Consider the following 20,509-nt stretch of genomic DNA (forward strand, 5'->3'; position numbering starts at 1 on the left):
ATTCTCAAAATCAAAAAATCCTCCATTTCGCTGGCACAAGGCTACGAGAAATAAGGATAGCAATTTAGGCGTTGTATGATATTACAACGCCTTTTCTTTTTGCCCTTTCTTCCTAATCATTGGCTATGTCGAGTTTCCCCACTAACTGTTACACCCTCAGCCGTTACCGCAATTCTTTCAGTTTTATATTTTTTTAAATATTTCTCATTATAAGGTAAGATTGTATATTGAAAATATGTAGTATCTTTTCCTAAAACAAGATCATCATTCAGGCATTCCCCTGTATTTTCATCAACCTTTTTATCGCCATAATAATGGGATATCTCAAAAACAGGCTTACAATTTTTTGATGGAAGAATTATCAATTGATCTGTTTTATTTTCAACCGATGTTTTTAATTGAATGATCTTACCTTTAAATGTTTGAATCGGGACAGAAACAAACATCGATACTTTCACCCGGCTATCCTCATTAGATGCCGTCATTCCAGTGGGATTGCCTTTTGGGTGGAATTTTTGGTATTCCCTTTGACCGAAAATCCCAATTACTATTCCAATTATTAATACCATTAATATAGTAATGCCTTTTTTCATCTTTTTAACCACCTACCCTTTATCCTCTATTTTCCTAAAATTCTACATATTAGTTAGATATACCTGCTTCATCTGTACTAGCCGTTGAACACTCGGCAAATCAGCATACATAACAACAAAAACATAATTATAATCATTGATTTTTTATTGAAAAACGATAAATAATGTATTAAAATCAATTTACAATTAACAAGTGAGGTGCTTTTTATGAAACAAGTGACAACACTGTTTTTAAAGATAGCTGTTATTCTTATTGGAATTCCGATTCTTGCGTTGTGCATCTTTTTGGTGCCTGAGATGGGGAATGTTGCAGCAAAATTGCTTCCAGAATCTGCTTTTATAAAATATCTCGTTTGCGCCGTTTTTTATGCATCGGCGATTCCTTTTTACTTTGCTTTGTATCAAGCTTTCAAACTTTTACGCTATATTGACAAAAATATCGCTTTCACCGACTTATCTGTCATTGCTTTAAAGAAAATCAAACACTGTGCCATCACAATCAGTGCCTTGCATGTTCTCGCCTTGCCGCTCTTCTATCTCTTTGCGGAGAAAGACGATGCTCCAGGGGTCATCTTTGTCGGTTTGGTTGTTCCCTTTGCTTCCATGGTGATTGCAGTCTTTGCTGCGGTCCTTCAAAAGCTTCTAAAAGAGGCGATTGATATTAAATCAGAAAATGACTTAACGGTCTGAGGTGAAAAACAATGGCGATTATTATCAATATTGATGTGATGCTGGCTAAAAGGAAAATGAGCGTAACTGAACTTTCGGAGAAGGTTGGAATCACGATGGCGAATCTTTCTATATTGAAAAATGGAAAGGCAAAAGCGATTCGATTTTCAACTTTAGAGGCGATTTGTAAAGCATTAGAATGCCAACCTGGAGATATTTTAGAGTACAAAAGCGAAGAATGAGGGTTGATTTTTGTAGAATACCCTTCTAAATTTGTAGAAAGCTCCCTAAAAATTGTTGAATACCACCATAAATATGTAGAATGCACCTTTATATTTGGAATTAGTCCAGTCCTTCTCGAATATATGTAGGTAAAAAGTGGAAATGGGGAGATCGTTATGGCTTTTGTTGCGATCTATACTGTTGGCAGGCTAAAGCATCCGTATGAACATCCTGCCTCTCGTGATTTTTTTGAAGTGGGATACAAAATCGTTCAACAGGCCGCTATATCAGGGCAGCTTATAGAGGAGTTTTCCCCAGATGGAGTACCATTCCCTGAGGAAGCGATCAAGGGGGAAGGTGCGCCCATTCTTACACTGACGGTATGGAAAAGCCTGCAATCTTTATATTCCTTTACCTATTCAGGGCGACATAAGAACGCCATACGAGACAGGAACAAGTGGATTGAACCGCAACAGGAGAAACCACCTACATATGTGGTGTGGTGGACGGAAAAGGTGAAAGATGTATCCTGGGAGGAAGCTTTCAAGAGATACAACTATTATATTCAGCATGGACCAACTCCTTATGCGTTTGACTATAAGCATGCATTTGATGAAGCAGGAGAGACATTCTCGCTTAAATAGACACCGCTTTTACTACCTGCCCCATTCATAGAATTAGAGGATATGTGTTAAAACTCTATAAATTAGAGTGGCCAAAATCGCCACTCTCTTAATTTTAAAATAAGATGGTGAAGCTGGTATGAGAATAAATTTATCAGAAAAACAAATTGAGGAAATCAAACGAATTGTTCAAAAGGAACTTTTGATAAAAGGAATTGTACCAACAGATGAATATCTATTTATCCACTGTTTTTCAAAAACACAGAAAGAAACCGTCTATTATCATCTATTAAAAGAAAATGATCAGTTGATCATCCGCTGCTATGCACGTGTATTTGACAATTTAGGTCTGAGCGTAATTATTAGAAGCACAGCCAAAAATATATTTGAATATCTGGTAAACCAAACTGGATTACAAAACACACTCTATATAGAAAACGGGATAGAATTTAATTTTTAAAAGTATTTTTCCCCCTTATTAAATAAATATGTTTAATAAACAAACGCCAATCTACTTCTGTGGTACTATTAAGAAAGCAGGTTATTTATGAATATATGAATTTAAGGAGGAAAATTAGTGGAGGTAGGTTTTCTATCCATTCTAGCTTTAGGGTTTGTGCTTGGGATCAAGCATGCAATAGAACCAGATCATGTAATCGCCGTATCTACCATTGCTAGTCAAAGTAAAAAATTATTTCGCTCGTCTTTAGCAGGAGTATTCTGGGGAATAGGTCATACCGCTACATTATTTATTATTGGCATTATTCTTATCTTTATGAAGGGTGAAATACCTGAAAAATGGGCTATGTCATTAGAGTTTTTAGTAGGAATCATGCTTGTTTATCTTGGCGCTTCAACGATTCTTTCCTTTAAAAATATCCACTTACATCAGCATGATCACGATGGAGAAAACCATAAACATGTCCACTCTCATGAACATCATGGTACACATGAGCATAAACTCCAGCATAAACATGTTTCCTATTTAAAATCCTTGGTGATCGGCTTAGTACATGGTCTTGCTGGTAGTGGAGCGATGGTTCTATTAACGATGAGTACCGTAAAAAGTGTTTGGGAAGCGGCTGTTTATATTCTTATATTTGGTGCAGGGACCATTATTGGAATGCTTTTCTTTACCACCATCATTGGGATTCCATTCGTTTTCAGTGCCAAAAAAGTAACTCTGAATAAAACACTTACCCAAATAACCGGTGTAATTAGTATTGGGTTTGGGATATTTTATATGTACAACTTAGGAGTAACTGAAGGACTATTTAAACTTTGGATACAATAGTTTTAACTATTGAGAGATGGATCTTCCATCTCTCTTATCTATAATTATTGGTAATTTAATAATCTAGGCATCCATCCAATCATATTTGGGTGAACACTCATAAATTACTGTAACTTTGATTGAAAGGATGATATTAATGGTTTATTACATAATTTTGCATCCCTACCATCCATGGTATAAGCCAATTATGGTTCCATTTATTCCTCCACCACCGGTACCACCAGCTGCTGTTACCTATCGAAATTTGTTGAAAGATTATTATTTAAAATACCCTTATTAGACTAGGCTGCCGTAAAAACAGCTAGATTTTTCAGGAAAACACCCACGAAAGTTCTATGATAAAAAACCTGAGGAAGGGAAACCTTTTAAAGTAGCTGATATTGCTTTTGTAAATAAGCTCTTATCAGTCAGCACATACTAATCTTTCTAATGATTGTATATGATGACTGATGCAATCGAGAATTAATGATAAGTAAATTTATTTATCTCTTCACTTCAGAGCGTTAAGTGCGACCTTGGCAGCTTCTGCAATTAGCGTATTGTCATAGGTGGCATTCTGTGTATCGCGGCTAGATAAGACTGCGATGACAATGGGAGCTCTATTCGGCGGCCAAACAATCGCAATGTCATTCCGCGTTCCATAACTTCCTGCCCCGCTCTTATCATCGACTTCCCAACTTGTTGGTGCACCAGCCCGGATCAATGCATCTCCAGTGGCATTTCCCCGCATCCAATCTGTCAGGATTGTACGTTTTTCAGTAGGGAGCAAGTCGCTAACTGCGAAATACTTGAGGCTCGTAGCAAGTGATTTTGGTGTGCTGGTGTCACGTGTATCTCCAGGAACTGCTGAGTTCAAATCCGGCTCGTAGCGATCAACCTGGGTAACGTTATCGCCAATCTGCCTCAGTGCTGTTTCAAATCCCTCAGGGCCTCCCAGTTTCTTTAATAAAAGGTTCCCTGCGGTGTTGTCGCTATATCGAACAGCGGCCTCAATAACTTCCCGAAGAGTCATCCCGGTATCTACATGAAGCGATGTGACGGGTGAATACGAAACTATGTCCTCGCTCTTATATGTGACTAACTGGTCGAGTTGTTCAATTGAGTAATGCTGCAGCAATGCACCAGCGGCTAGAGCTTTATAAGTAGATGCGTAAGCGAACCGCTCATTAGGCCGATAGGAGACCGTCCGATGTGTCCCTGTATCGATAGCGTAAACTCCGAGCCGGGCATCATATTTGTTCTCGAGTTCTGCAAACTCACGGTGTATTTGGTGTGCAGGTGTTTTTGTGACTGCCTTTTCGGGCTTGTCAGAAAGGTTATTGGTGCTCATTGACCAGCCGGTAAGGGGTACAATTGCAACCACTAGCAATAGCAGGGCAAATATAAAATTATTTTTGCTGAAAATATCATGTGTTTTCCTCAAGTTCTTAACCTCTTTCTATTATTATTAGATGTTCTGAAAATATAAATACTACATATGTAGTATTTAATCACGCATGTTATATTACACGTGTAATAAAAAGATGTCAATATCATTTTGTAGTTAGCTGTCCTTTTTCATTAAGGTCAAAATATGCCCGAAAGACCCGCTGGCTGATGATATTAGCGGCACTGTGCGGCTGAGCATAACCATCACGGAAGGCATTTGGTACAATAACGGCAATGGCAATCTCGGGATCATTGAATGGAGCATAACCAGCAAAAGAAAGATTCCAAGTCTTCACCCCATTTTTATAGGACTCGGAGGTCCCGGTTTTACCTGCGGCATTGTAGGGTTCGTTTTTAAAATATCCTCTCGCTGTTCCTTTGGAACCATGGGTAACCAGCCAAAAACCTTGTTGAACCCGCTTTAGCATCTTCTCACTCATATCCACCTGATTCAACACCATTGGTTCAATTTCATCGATGACGTTGCCCGGTTCAGTGCCATTCTTATTAGGTTCACGAATCTCCTTCACCAATTGGGGCTTCATCCGGTATCCTCCATTGGCAATCGTTGTAATATACTGGGCAATTTGCATCGGTGTATAGGTATCTAATTGTCCGATGGCAATTTGAAAGTAGGTGCTTGTATTGGTTCCTTTAATTCCTGCCGTTTCATTATTAAAACCAATTCCGGTCGGAATGCCTAAGCCAAATTGGTTGAAATAATAGCGGATGGTTTCAATTTTTTTCGGATTGATATTCAATGTGCCATTGGGGACATACTTGCCGCCCATAATTTCTATCGCGGTTTTCCACATATAAACGTTTGAGGAACGCTCTAATGCCTCTAATTCGTTAATTCTGTTCATGACTTGGTAAGAGGAAAAGGTTCCTGACCCCTTAAATCGCATGACCTCATCCAGCTCGATTTCCCCGAAATCTCTGACACCCGTTTGGTATCCGGTTAATACGGTGGCCCCTTTTACAACGGACCCCTGTTCAAACGCATAAGTGAAGGTTCCCGGTGTAAAATCGGTAAACTCCCGGGACTGCCTGTTATACACTTTTCCTGACATTGCAAGAATGCGGCCTGTTTTCGGTTCCATCGCCACAACAAAGGCCGTGTCAAGCGTATCCGTATGCGGCTTTTGGATCGCACTGACTAACTCTTCCTGCATAATTTTTTCCACTTGGGCTTGGAACTCCATATCAATGGTCAGAACAATATCCTTGCCGCTCTTCCCTTCCGATACAGTCTCTGTACTCACCACATTTCCATTTGTATCTGTCACCGTTTTCACTTTTTCCTTTTGGCCTTGCAACACCCCATCATAAAGCTCTTCAATATAGCTTTTCCCGACGCGGTCATTCAGTTTGTATCCTTTAGACGTATAGTATTCTACCTTATCAGCCGGAAGGCCTTCTTCTGCACTCGTTACGTCCCCAAGCATATTCCAAAACGTTTCCCCGTAGGTGCGGCCCCTCTTCCAATCGGTCGTGACATCCACACCCGGCAGATTTTCCAGATTTTCATTGACCTTCGCATATTCTTCCTCTGTTACATTTTCATTTTTAATCATCGTCGGCGTTAAAGCGATGGCAGAAGAAAGTTTTCGGTAGATGGATGCCAAGTTTCTGTCCATTGACTGGAGATCGCTTTCTTTAATGCGGTTCAATTTTAATTGATATAAATCCTTGTCATTCAGCTTTTCCTGTTTGTATAATTTCTCCTCCTTCTTTGTGATTAAATCCGTGCCATTGTTATGTACCAACAACCAGATATCTTTCAAATCCCGATCGGTTACTTTATTGATTTCTCTATCAGTCATGACCAGAAAGGTATTTAACTTTTGGGCCAGTTCAAGCAATTCGCCCGGCTGCGGATTTTTCGGCGGTGTATAGATAATCGCCTTTTCTGGAATATTGTAGACCACTAACTTATGATTCGTATCATATATTTTTCCACGCGGAACTGAATAGCTGACGGGCGTCACATCGGTCTTCTCTGCCTGAGCCGCATAGGCTTCCCCTTTGAAAATTTGGAGAACGCCCAGGCGGAGAATCAGGATTGAAAAAAGAACAAAGACCATGAAAAAGAGGCCATTCAGTCTCCATCGGATTGGGTTTTTTACTATATTTTCTTTCTGCCTTTTCTGCTTCAAAGCGCATCAGCCCTTTCTGGGAAGTTTGTGTACAAAGTTTCCTAAATACTACAATTGTAGTATTTAGTCTGAAAGAAGTCCCAAAAAGGTGGGATAAACCTTTCTGGGGTTCATTATTAATATATCTTTTTATGATGCAGGATCTGCTTGGCAATCTCCGCTGCCTTGCTTCCTTGGGCCTGCCCATTCCTATTTTGAATATTAATGGCAAAATAAAAACGATCTTCACCTTTATCGACAAAGCCAATTAACCAGCCATTTACGTTCTTTCCATTAATCATGCCGGTTCCCGTTTTACCATACAACCGTCCATTCTTTTGGACATCGATTAACATTGCCCTTTTTACCGCTTTGATATTTTCTGCTTTAAAATCCCATTGATTCTCTTCTAATTGGTATAATAATTGGACTTGCTCAATGGGTGATATTTTTAAGGAAGATTCCATCCAGTAACTATCCAAATTCCCTGAAAGATCCTCATTCCCGTATTTTATCTTGTGAAAATAATCTTGCAGCTGCTTTCTCCCTACCTCCCGATCTGTATTTTGGAAGTACCAATTAACGGAACGGCTCAAGGCAGTCGCTAAATTTTGATTTTGATTCCATTCTGAAAAGGGATAATTTTTCCCGTCCCAAACCTGTTTATTGTTATTCGTTGAAATCACATTGGATTCCAATGCAAATAAGGCAGAATATATTTTATAAGTGCTATCAGGAGAAATCCTCTGTTCACTCATCTCTCGATTATAAATTTGATATTGGTTTTTAGAGGGATTATATAACACAAAGCTTCCCTTGTAGCCCTTAAAATAAGAGCTTAAATCTTCATAGACCGCATTATTGCCGCTAAATCGATACACATCATTTGGGCTGGCAATAACGGTAGTGATTGGAGCAAGCAATAGCATAACAATTCCTAAAAGAGCGTAGATGACTTTGCTTTTCCATTTCAATAATAGAGAATCGCTAGAGAAGCTTGCAATGCACTGGATTCTTTGTGTGATTTGTTTTTTTGTGCCACCTATACCTGGAGCAAAATGTTCAAGGGTACGATCATATTTTTTATCTGCAAACCGAATGATGGTATGCCCATATTCGATATATCCGCTCTCATCCAAGAGATTTAAAACGGAAGCATCACAGGCTAATTCCCGATCGAATCGAATCCTTTTTAAGGCATACCACACGAAAGGGTTAAACCAATAAATAATACGAAACAACCACATGACATAATTCACGAACAGATCCTTGCTTTTATGATGGTACAGCTCGTGCAAAAACACGTACTTTAATTCATTTAACGAGAATGCTTCCCCCGTTTTGCTTGGTAAAAAAATATAGGGTTGAAAAATCCCCACTGTGATAGGCGAGGTAATAAGAGAGGTCTCCCGCAGCCTTATGTTTCTTTTCACCCCAACCAACTCTTTGCACGCTTCTAATAGATCATTTAACTTTTGGTTATGAACAGCTGTAGCTGACTTTTTCATCTGATAGATTTGATAGTTTGAATAAACAGCAGCCACAACAAAAAGAACCACTCCAATGACCCAAACTGTAAAAAATGTATGGTAGACGAAATCAGGCGTTGACTTGTTTACCGATACAGTAAAATCATGTAATAAATTGCTGTTTGGCGCCTGAGAGGCATCCACTCCATTCATTCTTTCACTCTTCGATGGCGGGTCTCTATGAAAAAAAAGTAAGCTTTTAAAATAGCTCGTTCCTTCTCCAAGGCGAAAATAATTCCAAGGTGTAAAGGCAGCAAGGATTGGAATGCAAAGAAAATACCAAATATGATAATGTGCTTTCACCGTCATATGATTGTTTAATAGCTTTTTAATTAACAGAATGATGAAAATAAGGAGGGATACCACGACTGTACTAACTAAAATCCGCAGCAGCATGGTATCCATTATTTTTCACCTTTCCTGTCTCTCATGGATAATATTTTCTTTAATTCCGAAATATCTTCATTCGATAACTTATCATTTTCAATAAAATTTAATATCATTGAATTTAACGTGCCTCCGAAAAACTGCTGCAAAAAGGATTTACTTTTTTGCTCAACATATTCGTGCTTTTCAACCAGCGAAGAATAAATAAACACTCGGCCATCTTTTCTTGCGTGCAAAGCCTTTTTCTTAACTAGGCGCGCCAGCATGGTGTGAATGGTATTTGGCTTCCAATCACTTTTATTTGATAATTTCTCCACTACCTCAGGAGTCGAAATCGGCTCAAAGTTCCATATAACCTTCATCACTTCATATTCTGCTTCTGATATTTGTGGAATATCCTTCATGATAGCCCTCCTACTTTTACAACTGTAGTATTTATTATAGCAAGACGGTCTAAAAACATAAAGAAATTTAGCCTATGGTAAATAATCCCCCTTTGCATGCTGAGGATATATTCTGATAACCTTCACCGTATTTAAGATATAAAGTTACTCATTTTCAAAGTTTACTTCCCTGTAATGTTTGTAGTAAAAACTTAAAACAACGATTACAAGCCTTGGAGCATATAGATGAAAAAAATAAAAAATTAACTTTTAATTGAAGGAGGTTTTTATGATGGGTATTTTAGCGAAAATCATCTGTAAATTAAAAGGTCACGATTATGAAGAAACAAATCAGAGACCCGATGGATGGGGATATATTGCAACTTGGTTTACATGTAACCGATGTGGTGATGAAACAGTAATCACGAAGAGAGAGAATGAAGTTTAATCTAGTTATGCCATCAGTCAAGGACAGTTGGTTAGTTTAGACTGTCCTGCTGTTTTTTCAATTAAGCTACCCGTTATTTTACTTTGGCTACTCCTAAAGCAAAATGACTCCAAAGTATATTCTCAATTAATTCAACTTGTGATTCTTCACAATCAATAATTAAGATTATTTCAGAGTGTTTGCCTTTCATACCTCTTTTATTTTTCTTTACAACCAATTCCATAAAAAGCCGAATAGCAAAGCCAAGAACAAACCCAACAAATGCACCAATCAGTCCCCAATAAATGGGACCCCAAGCTAATTTAAATCCAATACTTGCTCCAATTACCGAGAAAGCAGTACCAATCCCCATGCCAATATCAATAAGGGAAGTCCCATCTGAGCGATGCAGGGTATCAAAAATTTTACGTTCTTCTTTTCTATTATCCAGAGGTACAGCAAATATACTTTCTTTTTTAATTCCTTTCTTTTCTAACGTTGAAATTGCCATTTCTAAATAACTAGTGGTTTCAAATGTTGAAAAAAGCTGCAATTGGGATCACTTCACTTTTTGTCCTTTTAATATTTTAAAACCCACCGATTGATAGTTCTTGGTTAAATGATTCCTTAAATCTCTTTCGAAAAGCTTGTTATTCTCAATTGTATTAACATAAGCATCATAAGCAGCAAACCCAAAAAGTGAAGGCATAAAAAGGAGGTATTCTGGTTTTAAAGCAGAGGTAGCTTCTTTTACTTTACCTAATATCAAAAGTAAAATACCTTCTGCAAAATGCGATTGATAATGAAATACCACTAACCATACAATGAGAAATATCGCCGTTAATATCCTGTGAATATAGAGCTGACCCAAACCTGGAATAAACATTGACCACATAACGGCAACAACTGGATTTCGTTTATCTAGGTAGTTAATTTCTAATGCCCCCATTACATACGAATTAAAACGGTGATCCTCTCTTTCCGCTAAAATGTAGACTCTATTCATATCAACTGTTGTCCGATAACTGTCCCAAATACCGAAAAGGTAAACAGGAATATACATAAGGAGCCACCTTGTGTTTAATACCTCTTTTGCCATATCTATATTCCCTTGAAAGGAATAAATCATTGCAGAATTAACATGGGCTTTAAGATTAACGATAACTTCCCAAATAAATAAGGCATATCCTCTAAGATATTTTGATAATAGCATATGCCCGAATCCAGGGAACGCTGCGGACCACCAAGCAATAATATAAGGATTTCGTAAATGTAGTTGTGTTGTACCTAAAATACTAACATGGGCTTTATATCGTCTGGCAGTATTATCATTTGTATAGTTGTTCATTTAATCCACCTTTAGGAATTATTGATAATATGTTTCCAAAAGTGGGATATATTTATCCTGACCTTTTTAAGCTATATCGCATTCTCTTTTAAACTCAAAAATCTCCTCGACAGCCTGTTGATACCCACCCGCTTTTTGAATGGATTCTCTTATACTTGAAACAGCTTTTTGGAATGATGGATCGTTTAACACATGATCTGCGGCTTCACGCAGTTGGTTTGCCGTCAAACCTTGCATTTGTAATTGAATACCGGCCCCGATATTGGCGATCTGCCTGGCAATGATCGGCTGATCCGCGCTTTGTGGGATGACAATTAGCGGAACCCCGTAGTAGAGACCCTCATTGGTACTATTCATTCCACCATGGGTGATAAATAACTTTGTGTGTTTTAGTACCTCTGTTTGTGGAACGTAATTTTTCACAATGAAGTTTTGGGGGATCTCCCCCAAATCAGCTAGTTGAGTTTTTTCCCCAATCGACATGACCACGGTATGATCACTGTTCCCAAATGCTTCAAAACAAAGCTTATAAAAATCAATAGCTTGGTTAAAGACAGTCCCCAGTGAAATGTAAATTAGGCTTTTTCCCTTGATAGCCGAAAGGTCAACGTTTTCTTGAGTGAATCGTGTCGAGATGGATGGACCTATAAATTTGTAGGTTTGGTCGAATACTTCTCCAAATGGTTGAAACTCCCTAGTTGTATAAACAATGGTATATGGTGCAGGATTACAAAAAACTTCGTAAGGAGAAGGGATCTCGACACCATATTTTTCCTTCAACCTTGACGTCAGGCTTTGATATTCATCGTTTATTTCTTTAAGCCGTTCTGTCGGAATGCTTTTAGGAAGCTGTTCTAACATTTGATCGAAGGATTCCTTTGTCTGCGCAAAGGAAGTACAAGAATTGATGGCCGGAAGCTTTAGGATTTGGGCAAGGAACCGTCCACAACCAAACATGGAATCGTGGATAATGTAATCAAATTGTTCTCCTTCAATCTGTTCAAGCACGCTGGGAATAACAATATCTGCCGTATGTATAAGACCATTAATTCTTTCAAGTAAATAATTTCTACCACCCGAGATAAAAGCTTTTATAAAGTTTTGACCGTCCAATGTGCGTACATCAGCTCCCGTCTTCTCCATTCGGTCTCTAAAAGCTTCTATTGTAAAGTACACAACCTCTTCACCGCGCGAAATAAGCTCTTGCACAACTCCAATGGTTGGGTTGATATGTCCTTCCGATCCGGCATTAATAAATAAAACACGCGCCATTTTTACCACTCCTTAGGTAATTCATCCGAGAAATTTTAATATAGCTATTGTCCTATTAAATTATAACGCCAATTATTGCACCGCATAAAGCTTCCTGGTGGATATTCAAATTCGCATTCAGAGATAAACTCAAAGTCCAGCTTCTGACAAATTGCATTAGAAGCAGGATTTTGAATTGATGGGAATGCGTGAATGTATTTGTATTTGTTCTCACTAGAGGCTTCTTCTATCGCTAACTTTACCGCTCTTGTTGCTATTCCTTTCCCTTGATATGAGGGTAGAACGCTCCAGCCAGTTTCATATACACTTTCATTGTTCCAAGTTGTTTGCCAATAACCCACAGAACCAACTGGTTCTAATTCTGGCAAAAATCTAATGCTGAACATCCTCCCTCTATTACCAAGCTCAAGATATCGTTTATGTCGATTCAAAATCTGCTCTTTACTCTCCGGACCACCAAGATGCTGCATCATTTCTGGAGTGTTTATACGAAAAAGTAAATCAAGGTCATTATCCTCCCAAGGCTTTATCTGAATGATATGGTTACTTGATTCCAAATAATCTCCTTCCCCTCACACTACTTTTTATTAACTCTTTCTTTAACGAAAGCTAAAAATCCTCTATTTAAGGATATTGTTGGTTAACAAAAATAAAACACTCCAATTCTATTATTGATAATGGTACTTTTTGGATATTATACTAGAAGTGAATTACTATTTAAAAATGAAGGGAGATTTACGTATGGAGGTATCTTTTACAGTAAGCAAATGGGATGAACAGCCAGTAGACGACACTAGAAAAGAATTTCCTATTAATATTGCCCATGTCGAATATGATATTGAGGGTGAATTAACAGGAAAAGCTTTTGTTGAATATCTATTATTTTATATAGACTCTACTATTGATGATGGTCACTTGGCCACTTCTAAAATTTCCGGATTTCTGCATTTCGAAGGAACTTATAAGGGAAAACAAGGGACATTTACGGCTATAGAGCAAGGAATATTTGATAAAGGAAATCTAGATTCTCCAGCAACAATTATCAAAGCAACCGGTGACTTAAAAAACTTAAAAGGGTCTTATAATTATAAGTTTACAGGCGAAACCAGTAAGATGATTCTAGACTTTAACTTCTAACATAACAAGAAAAGGGCATCTCGGTACTACCGGGAATGTCCTTTTCGTCCAACGAGCATGTTAATGTTATATCTTTAAAGAATCCTCTTTAACGATTATCTCAGATGTTTGCTTTTTAATGACAATTACAAACAAACTTGCTAATAAGCAAAATATTCCTGCCAAGAAAAATGCCCAAGTGTAAGAATTGAATATTTTATAGATCAGTCCACCACCAAAGGCTGCAACTGCTGCACCAGCCTGATGTGAAGCAAAAATCCATCCATATATTATTCCACTCTTTTCAACTCCAAAAATTCGCCTTGATATTCCAATCGTTGGTGGTACGGTTGCAATCCAATCTAACCCGTAAAATATAGCGAAAATAACAAGTAAAGTGTAGGAACCTTCAGACAACGCAAGAGGAAGTAGAGCAAGGGATGCACCTCTTAAGGCGTAGTACCAAAATAATAACCATCTATTATCAAAACGGTCTGACAACCAACCAGAAAGTGTTGTTCCTACTAAATCAAAAACCCCCATAAACGAAAGCAGCGATGCGGCTGTCACCAAAGGTATGCCGAAGCTGATACAATAAGATACAAAGTGGGTGCCAATTAATCCACTTGTTGAAAGTCCACAAATAAAGAAACTACCTGCTAACAACCAAAATTCTTTCGCTTTTACTGCCTCAAATAATCCGTTGAAAGCAATCATAATAGGATTTTTCTTCTGTTCAACGATATATTCTTCTGTTTCCTTTTCAAGACCATAAGGTAGAATACCAACTTCTTTAGGAGAGTTTTTCATAAAAAGTAATATGATTACTAGCATAATCACACTAAGAATCATTATTAAAGCAATCGCCCAACGCCACGAATAGTGATCTATAATGATCGCTATAATGGGAAGCAGTATTAACTGCCCAGTTGCTGTGCTTGCTGTTAATATTCCTATTGCCAGTCCCCTTCTTTTTTCAAACCATCGGTTCGCTACATATGGACTTAGTACGGTTAAAAATAACCCTGAACCTAATCCTATAATAATGCCCCAAATGATAATTAGTTGCCACGACTGTTGCATAATAAAGGTAAGCAAAGTACCGGTCAACAATGTTGCCATTGATAACACCATGATCCTCTTTAAACCAAATACTTCAATTAGCGCTGCCATAAAAGGACCTGATATACCATACAAAAATAAACCAACAGCAAAAGCCAGTGAAATAACCGAACGGTCCCATCCAAATTCATTCTCGAAAGGTTCTATGAAGACCCCTGAAGATGACCTTACAATTCCAGCTGCAATAATAGAGAAGAAAGAAACGATTAAAATTATCCAACTATAATGAATACGATTCCGAATCAAAACATCACCCACAAACTTAGTATTAATGATAAAATTATTATAGTGACCAAAACGAACAATATATTGTTTTATTTTATTGTACAATATGGTTATTATATTGTACAACGGGAGGTTTCTAAATTTGGAAAAAATTCAGGGAATCATATCAAATAATTTGAGAAGGATTAGAGAAAAAAGGAAATTGAGTTTGGAGGATTTGTCGATCATAACTGGAGTGAGTAAAAGCCTTTTACGGCAAATTGAAAAAGAAGAGTCCAACCCAACTATAACTACAATATGGAAAATTGCTGATGGATTAAAAATACCTTTTACTTCTCTAATGAAGTACGAAGTTCCTGACACTGAAATTGTTAGAAAAGAAAATATTGACCCACTCTTAGAAGATAAAGGTTTGTATCGTCTCTTTCCTTACTTTAGTTTTGAGGATCAAAAGCCTTTTGAAATGTATTCAGTTGAAATGGAACCTTCAGCTAGTTTGATAGCAAATCCCCATAATTCTGGAGCCATAGAATGTATAACAGTTTTTAATGGTATTCTTTGTCTGACTGTTAATGACAAGGAACATATTTTACAAACAGGTGATTCTATTAAGTTCAAAGCTGACAACCCGCATTCTTATTCAAATCCAAGTAATGATCTTACAAGATTAAGTATGATTGTTTACTATCCAGAGTCATAAAAAACAGAATGCCACTTACACGGCATTCTGTTTTTTAATCACTTTAGATTCTCATTCAGTTGATAACATAATTGAACAACTCCTGAAGAAAACCTTTTTGTTTCAACCAGTTTTAGATTCACCCGCTGCTTTATGTCAATAAACAAGGGTTTACCTTCCCCCAAAATAATTGGGTGAACAGATAATCTAAATTCATCAACAAGCCCTAGATTTAAAAAGGTTGTAATAAGACTCGACCCACCATAAAGCCAAATATCTTTTCCTGACTTATTCTTTAATTTCATTACTTCTTCCACAATATTTTCATTTATAAATGTTACGTTATTTTCAGACTTTTTTTGTGTTTTGGAAAACACATATTTCTCTTTACTATGTACCAATTCCCAAATTTCTTTTTCTGAATCAGAAACTTCAATATCAGGGGTATACTGCCCCCATAAATCATAACTTTTTCTTCCATAAAAAATAGTATCAATATGATTTAAGAAATTATGGAAGTCCATATCAGGGTCCATAATGCACCAATCTACTTCACCTTTTGGGCCTTCAATAAATCCATCTAAAGTAACTGCAAGATCTAAAAGTATTCTTCTAGGTCTTTCGTTATTAAACACAGTTTTTTTCCTCCTTATAGTCAGACAACATTAAAAATATCCACTAATTTTTGTAAAATCTCATTTATTTTTCAGCATAAACCGTAAAATAATCTTTTATTATTTCTCGTCAGCAGGTCTTCTCTTATGTTTTTCATTTATGATTTTCTTATTAAGTATTCTTACTTTACCGACCATTAGCAACCGCATATCTTCTACAATATACCTAGCTAACGCTTCATCAGAAATGTCATCTCCATCAATATCAAGGCGGAATTCCTGCCCTTGAATTCCACCGCCATTAGTAAACTCAATTTCAAAGTCGAATAGAACTCTTTTATCCATTACGAACCCTCCTTAACCTTAGTTTTTAAGTGTTTTATTTATATTCTGGTAATACAATACAAATACCTTCTACCCGTTCTTTCCCTTACGCGCACCATTTGTACAACAAGAAAAGCTGCCAAAATGACAGCTCCGTCTTAAAACTATTACGCTCGTAATTATATCTTCCGTTGTAAACCATGTGCGCGGATTCGTTGATAAATCCCCTAAATTCAACCTTTTTCCGCCAACGAGCACAAGCTGTGTTTTTCCATTTCCTGAAAACCAAGAACCAAAAAACTCATTACCGCTCAAAAGCCGTTCAGTTAACTGACTTGTTTACCGATTTGAAAATGGTTTTCTTCATAATGAATCGTCTGTCAATGCAGAAAGCGGTCAACAAAGCTAGTAAAACGGTTAGAAGAATACCGCCGTATGTTTCAAGAGGAAATGGTTTGCCCACAAGATGGATGCCATTCTCATGATATTCAAATCGTTTCACCGCATGCTTGGCAGTTAAAACGTCTTCTTGTTTAGCTAAGTCTTCCAATGGCGCTTCAAATACAAATCTGTTTGGTGAATCACTATGAATCAAAATTGTTTCTTTAGCATTACCTTTTTCGCTCCAACGTTTTATATCTGCCTCGGCGAGTGATTTAGCCGTGCTGCCAGGGATGATCATTTTATCTAATTTTGGTGCATTCGAAATTTGATGTCGAGCCACGATATTAAGATGATGTTTAGTGGCAATAGGAGCATCTGAATTTGCAATGGTTGATATCTGTGTCGTTCCGGTGTCTCCATAAGAATCAAAGATAGAAGATAAAGCTAATTCATCCATACCCTTATAAAGTAGTACACCCATCTGTTTCTTATTCCAATGGAATCCAAGATTTAGCCAATATGTTGCAAATTTAATATCCACGTAAAAAGGCTGGTCTACCTTTGGATTTTGAACGAAATGATAAGAAGGATAATTGATTTCTTTTGAGATTTTTGCTGCCATAGGTTCTCCTAACTGTTTGGCTATCAAATGCAGCACACCATCGATCCCTGCGCTTTGACCAGCAGTGGTTAAAACATTCCCCTCTTGAACATACCTCAAGTCTTCTACCCAATGTGTATCAGGATACTGTTTTTTTAATCCTGGAATCGCTTGCCAATGTGAGGCGGCTGATTTTCCTTTTAAAAGGCGCGCATCAGCAAGATTCTGTGAACCTCCGCAAATACTCAAGAAAGTGGTTTTTTCATTCGAGTGCTTCTGAATCCATTCACGAGTTGGTTGATATTTTTTTTCATCAACGATGGGCATGAAAGGGACTACGACAATATCAGGACTCTTCCCTAATAATTGATCTAATTCTTTATAAGAGTAATGCGGGACCACATCCAAACCTCCTGATAAAGACTTGATGTTTTTGTCCGGTGCAACAGCATATACATTGTAGGCATCCGTCATCGAAAACAGTGTGTATGGAATGAGAAAATCGAAATCTTCCGTTGGTATTGATGAATCTGCCATCACAACTGCCACTGTAGGTTTATGAGCGTTATACTTAGGGACTTTCACTCCTTGCAGCGAAGGAACCGACTCATGGCGGACGTTTAAGTAAAAATCTTTTTGATGCCGTTTAAAGCCATACAACCCAATCCCTCCCACAAACACAACAATACTCAATACATAAACAACGAAACGTGCTACAAACCTTTTCATTTTAAATTCCTCCTCCGGATTATGTGTTACATTCTACTAAGTTAGAACAGGATTAAAACCGCACTCTTTTTGGGTATTACCGTAAACTTTTGTGGTACCCCCGCAGGGTATTTGGTATTTCTTGATTTCATATTACTTTTTTTCTAAAGCTTCAATCATTGTGCTGGAGCTTGATTTTTATATCAGACTTCAGATTTAGCTGGTTTCAGACCATAAAAAAGACAGAGACTGAAAATGTCTCTGCCATTAAGGTTATTTTTTTTATATCTTTATGATTGCATTTAAGGCGAAAGGCCGTCTTTATTTACGTGAATTGTTGTGCTTGTCTAATAAGTATGGTCGTTTTTTGTCCATCAACCGTTTAGGTCAAAAACTGGGGAGATTGGGTTGCGTGCATCTGCCAAAAGGAAACAACCTGTTCCGTATCTGCCACCATTCCAAAATAGGTATCCACGGTTTTTAAGGTCATATCGTGTTCTTCCTGCGAAAAAGCCGCGCAGGCATCTTTCATGAGCACGATTCGATAATCCAGCATAAACCCGTCTCTGGCGGTTGATTCCACGCAAAGATTCGTGCTGACGCCTGTTAAAATCAATGTTTCGATTTTAAGAGTTCGCAATATGGACTCCAGCCTAGTATGAACGAACCCGCTGTAACGATGCTTCTTCACAATGATGTCATTCGGCTGCGGCGAAACTTCGTAAAATTCCGCTCCCCAGCTCCCCGTCTGGCAAATCGGGTTGACACCATCCGGAAACCGGGAAAGCCACACCTCAGAATCAGTCGCCTTCTCATGATTTGTCTGCAGAAAAATGATTGGAACGGAGTGCTCTCTTGCCGCATCCAACAAGCTGTGCAAGCTCGGCATCATTTTTTTGACCGCGCTGACGTCGCTTCCGCTTTTGGCAATCGCTCCACCGGGATGGCAATAATCGTTTTGCACATCCACGACGATGACGGCCGTGTTTTTCCGTTCCAAGTTCTTTTTTAATTTTTCCAACCTATTCACCCCCTTTACCATGCTTATTATTCCAATTCGATGCCACTAATATTACAGCATGCACATTAGGTCTTTTTACCCCCGTCAAGGTGCAATTACCATCCGTTTTGGGAATCAGTTTAGTTTTGTTTTCTTATTAACCGTCCATTAATTCTTGTAAATTAACAAATGCCTGATTTACTTCATAAAATATTCAAAAAATGGAGTTGATCTTCATGGCGAAATGGATAGATGTATCAACATCAAAACACCAATTAAAACTTTTTGATCATCACAGACTTTTAAAAACTTACCCAATTGCAGTTGGAAAAATATTGTCACCAACACCTACAGGAGCTTACACGATTATCAACAAGGATCCTAATCCTGGCGGACCATTTGGAGTGCTTTGGATGGGATTGTCAAGACCACATTACGGTATACATGGAACAAATAATCCATCTTCTATAGGAAAGAATGTCTCTCATGGATGTATTAGAATGTATAATCATGATGTTCTGGAATTATCATCTTTAGTTCCGATTGGTACTAGGGTTGTTATTCATAAATGACCCTATACTTCTCGCACTTTTTTACTACGTTATTTCGGTTAAGTACGACTTAAATAGAGATGGTTTTTTATCTTTCTCCCTCCACTCGTTTGTTTAATAACTTCAAAAAAAAGCTGGATCCTTTATATAAGAACCAGTTGTAAACAAGCTAATTTATGTATAGTAAAAAGAAAAAAGTTAGCAATTAATGTAACTGAGTTTTATAGTCCACTATCTCTCCTTCGGAATAAGCTTCTTTAAATAATGGTGGCGTTTTCGCTTCAGACTGATTTTGTGATGAGGAACGAATACCATTCTCGGATAAGATATCCATAATTTTTAGGATATCTTCTTTGGTTGCAGGTGTTTTATTAGGCTTTAGGACAGCGGATATTTTACCATTTGCCTCTAATATTGCTAATTCAACATCTTCGACATTTCCTATTTTTTTTAGGCGAAGTGCACTTTGTAGCTCATCTGTCGTTAATCTGGCTTTTTTTAGCTCTTCTAACTTCATCTGTCCATCTTTAATAAGTACGGATGGTACTCCATTAATGTATTTTCTAGTTTTAGGAAACCATATTTGTATTTTTGCTACTAATACAATTCCCACTATAAGTAAAGTTCCAGCATAAATTGCTTCCCATTCATGTCTCAATGCTAAAGGCTGGATTAGTACGGCACCAATTGAAATCCTTAACACAGCTTCTGAAACCGTGGTTTCTGCAAGCGATCTCTTCCCAGCAATACGCAGAAGAATAATTGCAGCCAAAAAAATTAACGATGCCTTTAAAAGATAAGGCAAGGAAGGTAGATCTTCTAAAAAATCCATCATTTTTTCTCATTCCTTTAAAGTTTTTTGTTATTATTTG

General features: G+C 37.6%; 24 protein-coding genes. 9 read left to right on the plus strand and 15 right to left on the minus strand.

The window, feature by feature from the left end:
• Window positions 1-116: 116 nt before the first annotated feature.
• The gene (locus tag LC455_RS23835) at window positions 117-593 is read right to left on the minus strand and encodes a hypothetical protein (protein ID WP_223594709.1); all 477 of its coding nucleotides are present in this window, start codon (window positions 591-593) and stop codon (window positions 117-119) included.
• A 207-nt stretch (window positions 594-800) separates the two neighbouring features.
• On the opposite strand from LC455_RS23835, the gene LC455_RS23840 reads away from it, so the two are divergent.
• From LC455_RS23840 to LC455_RS23860, 5 genes are all read left to right on the plus strand, one after another.
• Entirely contained in the window at window positions 801-1,283 is a 483-nt protein-coding gene (locus LC455_RS23840) for a DUF2975 domain-containing protein (RefSeq protein ID WP_223594710.1), read from the plus strand.
• 11 nt (window positions 1,284-1,294) lie between these two features.
• Window positions 1,295-1,504 (plus strand): helix-turn-helix domain-containing protein, encoded by a 210-nt coding sequence (locus tag LC455_RS23845; protein WP_223594711.1) that lies wholly within the window; start codon window positions 1,295-1,297, stop codon window positions 1,502-1,504.
• Between the two features lie 156 nt (window positions 1,505-1,660).
• The gene (locus LC455_RS23850) at window positions 1,661-2,128 is read left to right on the plus strand and encodes a DUF3291 domain-containing protein (protein ID WP_223594713.1); all 468 of its coding nucleotides are present in this window, start codon (window positions 1,661-1,663) and stop codon (window positions 2,126-2,128) included.
• Between the two features lie 118 nt (window positions 2,129-2,246).
• Window positions 2,247-2,567 carry a hypothetical protein gene (locus tag LC455_RS23855; RefSeq protein WP_223594715.1) on the plus strand — a complete coding sequence of 107 codons (321 nt, stop codon included), beginning with the start codon at window positions 2,247-2,249 and terminating at the stop codon, window positions 2,565-2,567.
• 117 nt (window positions 2,568-2,684) lie between these two features.
• Window positions 2,685-3,401 carry a HoxN/HupN/NixA family nickel/cobalt transporter gene (locus LC455_RS23860; protein WP_223594716.1) on the plus strand — a complete coding sequence of 239 codons (717 nt, stop codon included), beginning with the start codon at window positions 2,685-2,687 and terminating at the stop codon, window positions 3,399-3,401.
• 490 nt (window positions 3,402-3,891) lie between these two features.
• Here LC455_RS23860 and bla read toward each other — a convergent pair whose 3' ends face one another.
• The 4 genes from bla to LC455_RS23880 form a co-directional block, all read right to left on the minus strand.
• Entirely contained in the window at window positions 3,892-4,806 is a 915-nt protein-coding gene (bla, locus tag LC455_RS23865; RefSeq protein WP_440446425.1) for a class A beta-lactamase, read from the minus strand.
• Window positions 4,807-4,933: 127 nt separating this feature from the next.
• The gene (locus tag LC455_RS23870; RefSeq protein WP_223594720.1) at window positions 4,934-6,988 is read right to left on the minus strand and encodes a peptidoglycan D,D-transpeptidase FtsI family protein; all 2,055 of its coding nucleotides are present in this window, start codon (window positions 6,986-6,988) and stop codon (window positions 4,934-4,936) included.
• A gap of 116 nt (window positions 6,989-7,104) precedes the next feature.
• On the minus strand, window positions 7,105-8,901 hold the full coding sequence (locus LC455_RS23875; protein WP_223594725.1) for a BlaR1 family beta-lactam sensor/signal transducer: 1,797 nt from the start codon (window positions 8,899-8,901) through the stop codon (window positions 7,105-7,107).
• On the minus strand, window positions 8,901-9,287 hold the full coding sequence (locus LC455_RS23880; protein WP_223594727.1) for a BlaI/MecI/CopY family transcriptional regulator: 387 nt from the start codon (window positions 9,285-9,287) through the stop codon (window positions 8,901-8,903). The genes LC455_RS23875 and LC455_RS23880 overlap by 1 nt, the downstream gene beginning before the upstream one ends.
• A gap of 271 nt (window positions 9,288-9,558) precedes the next feature.
• On the opposite strand from LC455_RS23880, the gene LC455_RS23885 reads away from it, so the two are divergent.
• Window positions 9,559-9,714: a hypothetical protein gene (locus tag LC455_RS23885; protein WP_223594728.1), complete on the plus strand. Its 156-nt coding sequence runs from the start codon at window positions 9,559-9,561 to the stop codon at window positions 9,712-9,714.
• Between the two features lie 73 nt (window positions 9,715-9,787).
• Here the strand turns inward: LC455_RS23885 and LC455_RS23890 are convergent, their stop codons facing one another.
• The 4 genes from LC455_RS23890 to LC455_RS23905 all read right to left on the minus strand — a co-directional run bounded on the left by LC455_RS23890 (window position 9,788) and on the right by LC455_RS23905 (window position 12,870).
• Window positions 9,788-10,246, minus strand: a complete 459-nt coding sequence (locus tag LC455_RS23890; protein ID WP_223594729.1) for a hypothetical protein — start codon at window positions 10,244-10,246, stop codon at window positions 9,788-9,790.
• Between the two features lie 6 nt (window positions 10,247-10,252).
• Window positions 10,253-11,041, minus strand: coding sequence for a hypothetical protein (locus LC455_RS23895; RefSeq protein WP_223594730.1), 789 nt, complete (start codon window positions 11,039-11,041; stop codon window positions 10,253-10,255).
• Window positions 11,042-11,107: 66 nt separating this feature from the next.
• The gene (locus LC455_RS23900; RefSeq protein ID WP_223594731.1) at window positions 11,108-12,313 is read right to left on the minus strand and encodes a macrolide family glycosyltransferase; all 1,206 of its coding nucleotides are present in this window, start codon (window positions 12,311-12,313) and stop codon (window positions 11,108-11,110) included.
• Between the two features lie 44 nt (window positions 12,314-12,357).
• Entirely contained in the window at window positions 12,358-12,870 is a 513-nt protein-coding gene (locus tag LC455_RS23905; protein ID WP_223594732.1) for a GNAT family N-acetyltransferase, read from the minus strand.
• A gap of 184 nt (window positions 12,871-13,054) precedes the next feature.
• Here LC455_RS23905 and LC455_RS23910 point away from each other — a divergent pair, with 184 nt between their 5' ends.
• Window positions 13,055-13,450, plus strand: a complete 396-nt coding sequence (locus LC455_RS23910) for a DUF3224 domain-containing protein (RefSeq protein WP_223594737.1) — start codon at window positions 13,055-13,057, stop codon at window positions 13,448-13,450.
• A 66-nt stretch (window positions 13,451-13,516) separates the two neighbouring features.
• Here LC455_RS23910 and LC455_RS23915 read toward each other — a convergent pair whose 3' ends face one another.
• Entirely contained in the window at window positions 13,517-14,797 is a 1,281-nt protein-coding gene (locus LC455_RS23915; protein ID WP_223594739.1) for an MFS transporter, read from the minus strand.
• A gap of 121 nt (window positions 14,798-14,918) precedes the next feature.
• On the opposite strand from LC455_RS23915, the gene LC455_RS23920 reads away from it, so the two are divergent.
• Window positions 14,919-15,476 carry a helix-turn-helix domain-containing protein gene (locus LC455_RS23920; RefSeq protein ID WP_223594741.1) on the plus strand — a complete coding sequence of 186 codons (558 nt, stop codon included), beginning with the start codon at window positions 14,919-14,921 and terminating at the stop codon, window positions 15,474-15,476.
• A 38-nt stretch (window positions 15,477-15,514) separates the two neighbouring features.
• Here the strand turns inward: LC455_RS23920 and LC455_RS23925 are convergent, their stop codons facing one another.
• From LC455_RS23925 to LC455_RS23940, 4 genes are all read right to left on the minus strand, one after another.
• Window positions 15,515-16,090: a dihydrofolate reductase family protein gene (locus LC455_RS23925; RefSeq protein WP_223594743.1), complete on the minus strand. Its 576-nt coding sequence runs from the start codon at window positions 16,088-16,090 to the stop codon at window positions 15,515-15,517.
• Between the two features lie 99 nt (window positions 16,091-16,189).
• Entirely contained in the window at window positions 16,190-16,414 is a 225-nt protein-coding gene (locus tag LC455_RS23930; RefSeq protein ID WP_223594745.1) for a cyclase, read from the minus strand.
• 301 nt (window positions 16,415-16,715) lie between these two features.
• A complete protein-coding gene (locus LC455_RS23935) occupies window positions 16,716-18,107 on the minus strand; it encodes a DJ-1/PfpI family protein (protein WP_223594753.1) in 1,392 nt (463 codons plus the stop codon).
• A 361-nt stretch (window positions 18,108-18,468) separates the two neighbouring features.
• Window positions 18,469-19,107: a cysteine hydrolase family protein gene (locus LC455_RS23940; RefSeq protein WP_223594754.1), complete on the minus strand. Its 639-nt coding sequence runs from the start codon at window positions 19,105-19,107 to the stop codon at window positions 18,469-18,471.
• 215 nt (window positions 19,108-19,322) lie between these two features.
• Between LC455_RS23940 and LC455_RS23945 the strand changes: the two genes are divergently transcribed.
• Complete coding sequence (locus LC455_RS23945; protein ID WP_223594756.1) at window positions 19,323-19,658, plus strand: L,D-transpeptidase; 336 nt, start codon at window positions 19,323-19,325, stop codon at window positions 19,656-19,658.
• Window positions 19,659-19,842: 184 nt separating this feature from the next.
• Here the strand turns inward: LC455_RS23945 and LC455_RS23950 are convergent, their stop codons facing one another.
• On the minus strand, window positions 19,843-20,472 hold the full coding sequence (locus LC455_RS23950) for a DUF421 domain-containing protein (protein WP_223594758.1): 630 nt from the start codon (window positions 20,470-20,472) through the stop codon (window positions 19,843-19,845).
• Window positions 20,473-20,509: the final 37 nt, after the last annotated feature.

The sequence above is a fragment of the Neobacillus bataviensis genome, from assembly GCF_019969725.1.